This is a genomic window from Streptomyces sp. NPDC050388, from assembly GCF_040655635.1.
In the GTDB taxonomy this organism is placed as follows: Bacteria; Actinomycetota; Actinomycetes; order Streptomycetales; family Streptomycetaceae; genus Streptomyces.
In genome coordinates this window covers 1-8,953 of record NZ_JBFAKH010000154.1, presented here as the reverse complement: position 1 = coordinate 8,953, position 8,953 = coordinate 1, and the positions used below count along the sequence as shown (strand labels likewise).

Genomic DNA, 8,953 nt, shown 5'->3' with positions numbered 1-8,953 from the left:
GGGAGCGCCGGGACGACATCCATGACGCCTTCCTGCAGTTGGCTGTCTGCCTCATCCTGCACCGGCGCGTCCGAGCACTCTGTTAGGACCTCTAACGCCAACCATCAGCTCATCAGCCTGAACCTAACGCTCACCACAGCGGAGGGGGCTCAAGGAGGCATTGAACAAAAGGCGCAGCAGACAGGCGCACGTGTCCGGGTTGAGGAAGACGACTTTTAGGTGCCGCGGAGAGGACGTGCGGATAGTCCGGCACAAGCATGAGACCGACGGCTCACTTCTGCTCGAGCGCGGAGGTGAGCCGCTGGAGTTCCAGCGCCATGGGAGGCACTACATGGGTCTGGTCGTGTCCTTTCCGCGCGAGAGGGTCGTGAACGGAGCAATGGTGAGCCCTGCCGCCCGGAGGGCCCAGACCGGGACGTCCGCGATCCACTCGACCGCCGCGGCCAGGGACTTCGCGCCGGCCGGCACGCCCGCGGCCACGGCGGCCAGGACGGGCACCAACGGGAAACGTCGCCCGCGCCGATTACGTGGATCGGGCAGACCAGCAAGGAACCGGGCCAGGCGGGCGGCGTCCGGCAGCGGCCGCGATGATTCAGAGGCCGCGGTGATTCGGCATGAGCCAGTTGCTCCAAGTCTGACGACATGCGAGAGGCTGAGACAGCAGGCACGGGTCTTCGGTTGTGGTCACGTGAACTCGACACTCACATGATCACCGAACCCGTGCCTGCACCCGTTCCCGGCCCCGCACCCACCGGACATGACGGCTGATCAGTGGACGATCCCGCTCAACCCGCGAACATGCAAAGTCCCTGACATGGGGCACCACCACCTTTGCCGTGCGAGGCGTTGTCAGTGGCATACGCCAGACTCGGAACACGGCACCCGCCAGTTCCACCCGGCTCACCAACAGCAAGGGAACTCCATGGCTCACCTGCACAAGCAGTTCGACGAACTGCTTAAGCTCATCAACGTCAATGCTGACGTACTATCAGCCACTCGTGATCGCCTTGCGCTCGCCAGGAAGATCGCGGAGAAGCATCCAGAAGGTCGGAGGTCGTATAGCTCGGGCTCCATCCCCGCCAACACCCACATCCAGCCGCACTCGGGTTCCGTCAGTGATGGAGACGGCGGCATCATCCTGGACCGGGTGAAGCACCCCGCTCTCGGCCCCGACGGTGAGGGGAAGGCGCCCCACGCAATCACCAACGAACTCGTTGACTTCATCGGCCCTCAGATCAGGGATGAGTATCCCAAGGCGCGCGTCCACAAGTCGCGTCGCGGCCTCAAGATCTACTTCTGTTCGCCGGTCAACGATGTAGATGTCACCGTCGATCTCATTGTGGCTCTACAGCGGCGCGACGGTCGCGGCCTGTGGATACCTGACCTCGACAAGCCGGCCAGCTCCAAGAACGCGTGGAGCAAGAGTGATCCGATCGGCCATGTGGAACTGCTGGGTTCGGGTGTCGAGTCCCTTCGCCGTACCCGGCGGAGAGCAATCCGCCTCCTCAAGGCATGGAACGCTCAGGCGTCAAAGCCAGGGTTCTCCTCCCACAACCTGTCGGTGTGGGCATACGAGTTCATCACCGAGGGCACCGGGCTCGTCGGCGCGGTCCACACGGTTCTCGAGCAAGCTTCAAAGCGCCTCCAAGAGAACAAGCCGACGAAGGACCCTCGCCGTGTCTCCCCTGACCTCAAGCCGCTGATTCCCCACGAGGATGCAGAGCGGCGTCTCCGAATCGCCGCCCGGGACCTCGGAAAGGCGATCGCCGACCCCGACGACATCGAAGTCGTTCAGCAGGTCCTCGAAAAGCTCTTCCCCAAGACCATGAGCGAGGCCGCCAACCGCTTCTCCGCCGATCCCCAAATTCGCACCACCAACCAGCTCGGCTTCGCAGGTCCGAGCCTGGCCATACCGAAGGTCCGTTCTTGGAAGCAGTCCTAGGTACATGGGCAGACTACAGAGCGCCAATCGGCCTTGGTTCGCACGCCCCCTTGCCCGCACGAGGCTCCTCGACGAGATGCGCTCAACCGGGCTCGATGTTCGCGAGATTGAGAAGCCAGTCGCCTTCGAAGAAGGTCTCAACCTGCTGGTCTACCCCCATATCCGAATCCTGCCGGGCCACAGTCTCCGCATCGCCTTCTCTCCACAGGATCCCGACGTACCACGCGTCCACGCCGACGGGCCTGATTGCCCCGCTCACCGCAACCCTGACGGTTCCCTGTGCCTCTGGTACCCAAAGGATTCCACCGCGCGCCGTTGGCGCCCCGGTGACGGCGGCGTGAAGCTGCTCGCCATCATCGTGCGTCACCTGTGCTGGGAGGCCGAATACCAGCGCACCGGCTCATGGCCCGGGTTCGAGGCGCCGCACGGATATACCTCTCCCGGACTCGATGAAAAGGACAACGTCATTGGCTGAGGCGTTCAAGACCTTCGCCCCCTACGCGACAGTGCTTGCCGCGCTCGTCACTGGCCTCGTGGTCATCCTCCAGTGGCGAGCCGGCCGTCGCGCCCAACAGCAAGACCGGAAGCAAGAACTCTTCGCCGCCGCCTACGAGACCTGCATCGAGTACGCCGAGATGCCCTATGCCGTACGCCGCCGTCGCACGGATGCGGAGGCAGATGAGCGCATACGCCTTTCGGAGCAGCTGAGAGAGATTCAGATCAAGCTTGCCAGATACGAGGCATGGGTCAGATTCGAGTCACCGGATGTAGGGAGCGTATACGCCGACCTCGTCAGGCTGACGAGAGAGGTCGCAGGTCAAAGCATCAAGAGCGCGTGGCTGGGCACTGGGGCGGAAACAGATCCATCCATGATTATTCCATCATCGATCGTCGATCTTGGTGAGCTCGCTGCTCCCCGCGAACGCTATATGGCAGCAGTGGAGGCACACCTACGCCCCCAACCGCGCTTTCGCCTCGGTCGTACTTCCCGCACATCTCCTCCGACGTCTGCAGGGGCTTGATCCGCGGTTGTGACCATCGCGCAGCAGCAGCCTGCCAACGCGCCAGCGGTGCGCGGCCGCCGGGGCGGTGCGCGCTCTGCGCAGCCGGGGCTGCCTGGCTGACTTCGTCCGGTGCGCAACGGGCGGTTTGTTGCGCAGCTTTCGGCCGGAGGGGCTGCGCAACGCTGTGACCTGCTGTGGTCGGGCCTGTGTCCGAGGAGCTGGCGGCCGTGGTCGGGGTGCTGCACGGGCCCGGAGCCGGTTGGTTACGGGTGTCGGGAGTGCGTCCAGCTGACTCTGTGGCCGGGGCCGTGGACGGGTCGCCAGATGGATGCGGCGGGGCCGTGCCGGAGTAGGTCGGTCATTGATGCCGCGAGGACGGGGACGTCGCGTAGGAAGGCAGCGTGCTCCGGCTGCCGGGCGGTGGCGTGTAGGGCGTGGATGCGGGTGTCGACGCCGGCCGGGCCGGTGCCGTCCAGGATGAACAGCAGCCGCGGGAACAGTGGGTAGCGCCGCCGCCAGTCCTCCCTCGCCGGTTCCTGGCCGGCCCGCCGGTGCCGCGCGCCGGGTGGGGGTGCGGGCACGTACTGGTGCAGCCGGGCATAAGCGCTGATCTTCGCGGCCAGGCGCTCGGGGCCCATGGTGGCCCGGTCGACTTCCACGAACGCCCGCAGCATGGTGCCGTCCTCGTCGCCTTCGGCGCCGCGCCGGTAGTAGAGCAGGGCGTCGGGGATGACGGCCTGGCCGCTGCCGAGCGGGTGGTAGACCTCGGGGATCCAGTCCAGCGGCCGGCACACGTCCCCGCGGCGCCGGGCGTCCTGCACGAAGGCCAGCCCGGTCTCCGTCACCGTCAGGGTGTGCCCGACCCGCAGGCGTGCGGCCGTGCGGTCCGCCACTGTCCTCGAGGGCTGCCAGTGGCGCAGCTCGGGCCATTCCGCGGCGACCTGGGCTCCGTACTGGGTGACGAACCAGACTCGCGTCCGGCCGGCCTGCGGCAGCGTGACGCGGTCGATCAGTCCCTCGCCGCGCAGCTTGACCAGCCGCCGCCGGGTCTGCTCGATCCGCACTCCCGGCGCGATCAGCAGGTGCAGCTGCTCGGTGGTGGCCATCCGGTACTGCACCAGCACCGCCACCGCCAACTGGTCCCCGCCGCCCGCATCCACCTTCAGCATGGCCGCGCCTCCCCTGCCGCTCGGTCCCTGCGGCGCCGACCTCTCGCGGCACCGCCGATCCCGTCCACGGCAGCAGTCGGCTCCGACCGGACCGCCGACCGTGAAGGCCCGACCAGGGTCACGATGCGACAACACCGCCCCCGACCAGGCCGAGAACCCCTCCGCAATCCCCGCCGACAACTGCCCGTACCCATACGGCGGCTGGCGGTGTATCCGCAGCTCACCACGCCTGCCCGGTCGTGGTCGGCAGCCCGACATCCCCCTCTGCACACCCCCGCGCTCGCCCCAGAACAGAAAGAAGGAAGGGAAGGGGACGGGCGGGCGGGACGGTGCGGTGTGCGGCCGGGGGATCGGGGCGGGCCTGGTGTGGTGTTGCGCGTCGGCGGGGCCTCCGCGCTCCGCACCGGCCGAGTCGGCGCACCAGCAGGGTGCCGGCTGGGCGCGGCTGCGCGGGCAGACGTCAGGGCGAGGGCCGCGCAGCTTGCGGAGCGGTACCCGCCTCGCCCGCGTCGTCCTGGTCCTGGCCGTGCTCGTACAGGGCGCGGGCCTCGGTCACGGCACGCTGCCAGCCACGCTCACCGCCGCCGTGCTCGCGCGCCAGGCGTGCGGCCATGCCGCGCCGGTACCCGCCGGCCTGCCGGAACTCGGCGAGGACGATGGCGACGGCACGGTCCCGCTGGGCGCGCCCGGAGCCACCGCCCTGGTTACCCCGGCCATCCCCAGGGCGCCGTCCGGCAGCCTGGAGACGGACCCGTACCGACGTCCTCCCGCCAAGCCACCCAGAAGCTCTCTACGGCCGCCTGGTCGTAGTAGTGGGTGCGGCCCAGCGTGCACGCCACCTCCGGGAACCGCCGGTCCCCCGGCTGCTGCTCACGCTGGGCGTACCAGCGGGCCACCGTGGCCACTGCCGCCCCGGTGCGCTCCATGACCCAGGCCCGGCTCACCACCCACCGGCCGCCCTCGATCCGACGCGACGCGCCGTCCTCGCTCATCACCGACACTCCCTCACCCCGTGCGCAGCTGCGATCTCTCGGTTTCGGGACAGTGGGGTGAGAGACAGCGGACCTGGGTGTGTTGATGCTGATCGGTGGTGGTTTAGGGGCGTGGGGCTACTGTCCTGGACGTGAGAGATCCGCGGGGCATCGCTGTCGTGGAGGTGTTATTGATGGTGCTCTTTGACAGCAGTTCCTGCTGACCTGCTGTCCCGAAAAGACCCAAGAGGATACGCTCAATGTCAACTCTGGATGAACTCACCGCGATGATGCCGCCATCGTCGCGGGACGGTGGTCCGCCAGTCCCCTGGGAGGAGCTCGAGGCGTCCTGGGGCGTTCCCTTCCCCAGTGACTATCGCGCCTTCATAGCGACCTACGGCGCCGGCGCGATCGAGGACTATCTGGTGATCCTCGAGCCGGAGCCGTGGGAAGCGCAGAGGATCGGCGACGGAATGTCTCCCGAGACGAAGAATGCGCGTAAGGGCTGGGACGTGGAGTCCACGAAGGCCTTCTCGGTGGTCTCCCCTCCCGTACTCATCGCATGGGGAGTCGACGCGAGCGCGGACATCCTCTGCTGGGATGCCTCGGGCGCGGTCCCGGAGGAATGGCCCGTGCTGGTGTGGAAGCGCGGTTCCCACGAGTGGCGTCGCCACGAGTGCGGCATGGTGGAATTCCTACGCCGCACGCTGCAAGGAGAACTGGACAGCAACCCACTTGGTGACGCCGCTCTCTGGCAAAAGCAGCGCGCTAAATTTCTGAGCACGGAGGAGGAAGACCGACTCCTCGACGAGGGGATAGACCCCTGGGAATGACAGGAGCGAGCGGTTTACTCGACCAGGGCGCGGCGGCTTGCCAGGCTTCTTCGGGCAGGCCGCCGGGAGGCAGCGAACGCGGCCTCGGCCGTCGCCAGCGCGCTCACCAGCCCAGCTCTTGCCCGTCGGCCTTGAACAACCCCGGCAACGTCTCGGCCAGGATCCCGCGCTCGACCAGACGCTTCAGCTTCGACCGCATGCCCGCGACATGACGTGCCTCGGAACCGAGCCCCAGCACCACGCACACCTCCTTGCAGCGCATCGCGGCCCCGGACGTCGCGAACAGGCCGATGATCGCCTGATACTCCGGCGACATCACCGTCCCGTCCGGCTCCGCCTCGGCCGCCGGCAGCGCTTCAGCCGCACCCTTCGAGGCGTCCTTGCCGCCCGCGGCCGTCGACGGCCCGCCGGCCAGGACCTCGTCCACCGTCTCCCGCGTGATCCGTAACCGGAACAGCAACCCCTCCAACCGGGACAATTCCCCGGAGAGCCCGGCGATCTGCTCGCGGAGCCGATCGGCCTCGCCGCGCGCCGCGGCCTCCCTGGCCTCGAGTGCCTCGCTCAACGACGGCACCACACCACCCACCTCGCCCGACGCCCGCCCCCACGGCGGACTCGACGCCGACGACGCTAGAAGTCCGCCAGGCCGACCACACCGGCAAGCCCCCGGAAATCACCCCAACGAGGCACCCCCACAAGATCTGCACCCTTCCGAGATTGGCATGGCCCCTCGCAGGCCCCCAACGCCGCTACGCTGCTGCCCACTCCAGACCGAGCTCGGCCAGCACGGCCCGCTGCTCCGCCGTGAGCTTGTCCCGGCGCTGCTTGGTGTTGGAGATCCATACGCCGAGCTTCACGGTCACCGGCTCCGTCTCGCCGTCGACCGTGATCTGTTCACTGTGCCCGCGTGGTACCGGCCGGTGGGCGCCTTCCCGTTCGACCCACTGCGCGAGGGCGGTCAGGCCGCGCTGGAACGCCGCCTGGGCCTTACTGGAGCCCTTCGCGCGCGCGTGGCTGCCGGGGCGCCAGACGGCGCCTCAAGCGGTTGTACGCCCAGCCTGGACAGCCGTTGCTGCTGCTCGGTCGCCAGCTGCTTCCAGGTGGCCGGCTGTTTCTGCCGCTGAAGCCACCGCCCGATGTCGTCGCCGTCGAACAGCACACCCGGCTCGATGGCCGGCAGGACGCCGTCGGCGTCGACCAGGTCCGCGAGCACGCGGTAATGCCGCTGCCAGTCCAGCGGCCACGGGCAGTTCCAGTCCGGGTCGATCGCCGTCAGCTGCTGCGCGCGCTCCGCCGCCCGCTCCGGATCCTTGCCGAGGCCGCCTCGCCTGCGGAGGTTGGCCATGTGCTGCCCGATGGGCACCATTGCCTCGCCCTCGCCCCCCACCGCGTCCTGCCGCGGGGCAAGGTGCCCGGTGGCGCGCCGGTAGGAGCGCAGCGCGGCGAGCTTGGCCTCCCAGGCCTCTTCGCCCGGCTCCCACACCATCCCGGCCTCGGGGGCGTCCAGGAGCTCCTTGCGCCGCTCCTCGAGTTCTCCGGCCCGCAGGGCCTTTCTCTGCTGGTGGACCCACCGCCCAAGTGGAAACGCCTTGGTCGACCCGACCTCGGTCTCGACGTCATAGGGAACGGCGTGCAGGCCGGTGATCTTGTTCTCGGTCCGCCAGCGGATGAGGGCTTGGTAGCCCTCGAGCCACACCAGGGACTCCGGCCGGTAGACCCGCGTACGGAGGAACGCGGCGATGGTTGCCGCGTCGCGCGGGCTGGAGAAGTGCAGCAGGGCCGATTCGGTGGCAGCCTGTGTGTCGTCCTGCTCCTGGTCCTCGCCGTCACCGTCGCCGCCAGCGCCGATGATCCGTCCGTCCTCGTCGCGCCTCACGTGCACGGTGCGTTGTCCGCTGGTGAGGGCGCGGGAGGCGAGCTGCTCGACCAGGCGTTCATCGTGAGAGCGCAGGCCCTGGAGCACGGCCACAAGGGGGCGGAACGAGGCGGAAGCGACCATGTCGGTCGGGTCCTCGCCGGACTCCAGGAACACCGGCACGATGATCCGCGCCACCTTTGTGGAGCCGTCCCGGTTGAGCCGCAGCGCGCGGCCGATGTTCTGCACGATCTCCACCTGCGAACCGCGGGTGTCCGCGAAGCACACGGCCTCCACGCCCCGCTCACCGGTGATGTCCACGCCCTCCCCGAGCACACGGCAGCTCGCCAGGAACGCGCGGTGCACCCGCCGGCCGGCTGCGTCGACTCCATTGGCGAACTGCCGGATCACTTCGCGGCGTTCGGTGACGAGGTGGTCGCCGCACAGCCACGCCGACCACACCCGGTCTGGGGGGACGTGGCGGCCGGCCTCCAGTTCGTAAAAGGCCGCGTCGATCGACGACCTCGGCAGCTTGTCCGCGGCCGCCAGGTCCTCGCCGGAGGCGTCGGTGCCGTACAGCTCGGCAGCGGTCTCCGGCATCTTCTCCGCGAACGCGGCGGCCTCCTCCACCTTCTGGTGGAACGTCATGACGGTCTTCAGGTTCCACTTCGCCGCGTGCTCCAGGAGCGCGGTCTGCAACAGCGCCAGGCGCCGGCCCCGCTGCGCCTCCTCCGACTCCCCGATCACTGGCGAGGGGTCGCGGATCTCGAGGACATCGATCTCGAACCCGGCGAGGATCTCACGCTCGATCGCCTCCGAGAGCCCGAGCTCGGCGAGCCACGCGCCGTATGTGCCCTCCGGGTCGTCGGCCATGGTCGCGATCTCCGCCTCCTGGCCGTCCGTGCCCTTCTGGGGCCGGGGCGAAGCCAGGATGCGCGGGGTGGCGGTCAGGTAGAGCCGGAAGTCGGCGGGGATCCGCTGGTTGTCGTGGATCGCCGCCCACGGACGACCTAGATCACCTGCCGTACCGTGGGCTTCGTCCACGATGGCGAGCGAAAAACCGTCCATTTGCTGCCCGTACAGGCGCTCCCCGCCCGCCAGAGCGGCCTCCAGCGGCCCGCGCACCTTCCGCCGGCCCAAGGGGTCCTCTGGGTCCTCGCGATCTACGAGAGAGGCGTA

Annotated in this window: 9 protein-coding genes and 1 pseudogene; 4 read left to right on the top strand and 6 right to left on the bottom strand. The window is 68.6% G+C overall.

The window, feature by feature from the left end; translation table 11 throughout:
* Positions 1–327: 327 nt before the first annotated feature.
* Entirely contained in the window at positions 328–540 is a 213-nt protein-coding gene (locus tag AB0I73_RS38925) for a transposase family protein (protein WP_363045128.1), read from the bottom strand.
* 382 nt (positions 541–922) lie between these two features.
* Here AB0I73_RS38925 and AB0I73_RS38920 point away from each other — a divergent pair, with 382 nt between their 5' ends.
* From AB0I73_RS38920 to AB0I73_RS38910, 3 genes are read left to right on the top strand one after another with little or no spacing between them, the layout of a single operon-like run.
* On the top strand, positions 923–1,942 hold the full coding sequence (locus AB0I73_RS38920; RefSeq protein ID WP_363045127.1) for a hypothetical protein: 1,020 nt from the start codon (positions 923–925) through the stop codon (positions 1,940–1,942).
* Between the two features lie 4 nt (positions 1,943–1,946).
* The gene (locus tag AB0I73_RS38915; protein ID WP_363045126.1) at positions 1,947–2,417 is read left to right on the top strand and encodes a hypothetical protein; all 471 of its coding nucleotides are present in this window, start codon (positions 1,947–1,949) and stop codon (positions 2,415–2,417) included.
* Complete coding sequence (locus tag AB0I73_RS38910) at positions 2,410–2,964, top strand: hypothetical protein (RefSeq protein WP_363045125.1); 555 nt, start codon at positions 2,410–2,412, stop codon at positions 2,962–2,964. The genes AB0I73_RS38915 and AB0I73_RS38910 overlap by 8 nt, the downstream gene beginning before the upstream one ends.
* 245 nt (positions 2,965–3,209) lie before the next feature.
* On the opposite strand, the gene AB0I73_RS38905 is transcribed toward AB0I73_RS38910, so the two are convergent.
* The 3 genes from AB0I73_RS38905 to AB0I73_RS38895 all read right to left on the bottom strand — a co-directional run bounded on the left by AB0I73_RS38905 (position 3,210) and on the right by AB0I73_RS38895 (position 5,107).
* Entirely contained in the window at positions 3,210–4,115 is a 906-nt protein-coding gene (locus AB0I73_RS38905; protein WP_363045124.1) for a replication-relaxation family protein, read from the bottom strand.
* A gap of 460 nt (positions 4,116–4,575) precedes the next feature.
* A complete protein-coding gene (locus tag AB0I73_RS38900) occupies positions 4,576–4,728 on the bottom strand; it encodes a hypothetical protein (protein WP_363045123.1) in 153 nt (50 codons plus the stop codon).
* A 91-nt stretch (positions 4,729–4,819) separates the two neighbouring features.
* Positions 4,820–5,107, bottom strand: a complete 288-nt coding sequence (locus tag AB0I73_RS38895; RefSeq protein ID WP_363045122.1) for a hypothetical protein — start codon at positions 5,105–5,107, stop codon at positions 4,820–4,822.
* A 239-nt stretch (positions 5,108–5,346) separates the two neighbouring features.
* On the opposite strand from AB0I73_RS38895, the gene AB0I73_RS38890 reads away from it, so the two are divergent.
* The gene (locus tag AB0I73_RS38890) at positions 5,347–5,919 is read left to right on the top strand and encodes an SMI1/KNR4 family protein (protein ID WP_363045121.1); all 573 of its coding nucleotides are present in this window, start codon (positions 5,347–5,349) and stop codon (positions 5,917–5,919) included.
* 103 nt (positions 5,920–6,022) lie between these two features.
* On the opposite strand, the gene AB0I73_RS38885 is transcribed toward AB0I73_RS38890, so the two are convergent.
* Together AB0I73_RS38885 and AB0I73_RS38880 are read right to left on the bottom strand one after the other, a co-directional pair.
* The gene (locus AB0I73_RS38885; protein ID WP_363045120.1) at positions 6,023–6,484 is read right to left on the bottom strand and encodes a hypothetical protein; all 462 of its coding nucleotides are present in this window, start codon (positions 6,482–6,484) and stop codon (positions 6,023–6,025) included.
* Between the two features lie 184 nt (positions 6,485–6,668).
* A pseudogene (locus tag AB0I73_RS38880) lies at positions 6,669–8,953 on the bottom strand (Helicase associated domain protein); the annotation flags it as partial.